This window comes from Streptomyces sp. NPDC006197, from assembly GCF_040613865.1.
Taxonomy (GTDB): domain Bacteria; phylum Actinomycetota; class Actinomycetes; order Streptomycetales; family Streptomycetaceae; genus Streptomyces.
In genome coordinates this window covers 1-2120 of sequence record NZ_JBEXSZ010000290.1, presented here as the reverse complement: position 1 = coordinate 2120, position 2120 = coordinate 1, and the positions used below count along the sequence as shown (strand labels likewise).

Below are 2120 nucleotides of genomic sequence, written 5' to 3'. Positions count from 1 at the left end.
TGATGCACCACCAGCGACAGCACCACCGACCCGTCACCCAGCTCGAACACCACCGCCCGCAGCGGAAGCTCCGCGGCCAGATCGAAGACACGACCCGCTGCCGTAGCCAACTCCCCTGCCAGTGCGCCGTCTTCGATACGGCGCCGTTCCACCGTCACGCGGGCCCGCTCCGGCGGCAGGACCCGCTGACGCGGCTCGCCCTCCACCGACTCGAACACCGTCCGCAGCGGAGCATGCCGCTCCACCACATCACTCAGCGCCCACTCCAACGCCCCGACATCCAGTCCATCCCCGCACCGCACCACCATCGGCACGTTGTAGGCCGCACTGTCCCCCTCCAGATCCGACAACAGCCACAACCGCCGCTGAGCGAACGACACGGGCACCGAGTCACCGGCCCCCTCCCCCGCCACCGGCGGCGGGACGGCCCGTACGCCGGTCCGCTCGCCCAGCAGTTCCGCGAGTCCCGCGACCGTCGGGCGCCCGAAGACGTCCCGGATCGTCAGCCGTACGCCGAACGCCTCGGCGATGTGGTTCGTCAACCGGGCCGCGAGCAGCGAATGCCCGCCGAGGGCGAAGAAGCTGTCGTCGATGCCGACCGGGCCGGGCGTCTCCAGGGTCCTGCCGAACAGTGCGGACAGGATCTCCTCTGTCTCGTCGCGCGGGGCGCGGGCCGTTCCCAGGACCGTCTTCGGTGCCGGGAGCGCCCGCTTGTCGATCTTCCCGTTGGGTGTGACGGGCAGGCGGTCGAGCGTGGTCAGGTACGTGGGGACGAGGTGCTCGGGCAGCCGGTCGGCGACGTGCCGGCGGATCTCGTCGGGGTCCGTGTCCCCGTCCGCGACGACGACGTAGCCGGCCAGCCTCTTCTCGTGGACGGTGACGACGGCCTGGGTGACGGCCGGGTGGGTCAGGAGCGCGGCCTCGGTCTCGCCGGGCTCGATGCGGAAGCCACGGATCTTGATCTGGTCGTCCGCCCGGCCCTCGTACAGGAGGCGTCCGTCCCGGTCGAAGTGGGCCAGGTCCCCCGTGCGGTAGAGCCGGCTGCCCGCCGGGCCGAAGGGGTTCGGGACGAACCGGGTCGCCGTCAGGTCGGGTCGGCCCAGGTAGCCGTGGGCGAGTCCCTCGCCCGCCACGTACAGCTCGCCCGTCACTCCCGGGGGGCACAGGCGGAGCCGGGCGTCCAGGACGTGGGCCGGCTTGTTGACCAGCGGGGTGCCGATCGGGATCACCCGGTGGGGTTCGTCCCCGGTCTCGATGGTGTGGGTGGTGGCGTAGATCATGACCTCGGCGGGTCCGTAGCCGTTGAGTACGGTGATGCCGGGCCTGAGCCGCTGGAGCTTGTGGACGTGCGCCGGGGAGGCGGCCTCGCCCACCGTGAAGGCGGTGGTGACGGTCTCGAAGGCTTCGGGGTGCTCGTCCGTCAGGTAGTTGAAGAGGGTGGCGGACAGCAGGAGCGTCGTGACGCGGTGGCGGCGGGCCAGCTCGGTCACGAGGGCCGGTTCGGGCTTCTGTCCGGGCTGGAGGACCGCCGTGCCGCCGTGGAGGAGCGCTCCCCAGAACTCCAGGCTGAACGCGTCCCAGGACACAGGCGAGCACTGGAGGTAGACCTGCTCCGGGCCGGCGGGGAGGTAGGGCTGGCCGATCAGGGTCGACACCAGGTTGCGGTGGGAGGACAGGATGGCCTTCGGGCGGCCCGTCGAGCCGGAGGTGAACATCAGGCAGGCGGGGTCGTCCGGGCCGAGCGGCAGGCCCAGGTTGCCGGGGTGGTGGGACAGGAGCTCGCCGGGGGCCTCGGTGTGGGTCGCCCAGGGGCCGTCGACGCGCTCGGCGAGCACCGGGCGGGTGACGAGGTGGCTGATGCCGGCGTCGGCGGCCGCCGAGCGCAGTCGGTCGTCGGGGAAGTCCGGGTCCAGGAGGACGTGGGCGGCGCCGGTCTTCAGGACGGCGAGCAGGGCGGTGGCGAAGCGGGTCCCGCGCTCGAAGAGGACTCCGGCCATGTCGCCGCGGCCCAGGCCCCGGGAGCGCAGGTGGCGGGCCCAGCGGTTGGCGGCGGCGTTGAGCTCGGCGTACGTGACCTCCCCCGCCTCGTCGACGAGCGCGACCCCGTCGGGGAACCGCGC

1 protein-coding gene is annotated in these 2120 nt (G+C 72.7%); it reads right to left on the bottom strand.

Features of this window, described 5'->3' with window-relative positions:
* Positions 1-2120: amino acid adenylation domain-containing protein (locus tag ABZ318_RS39490; protein WP_356907235.1), on the bottom strand; the 2120-nt coding region annotated here is incomplete at both ends.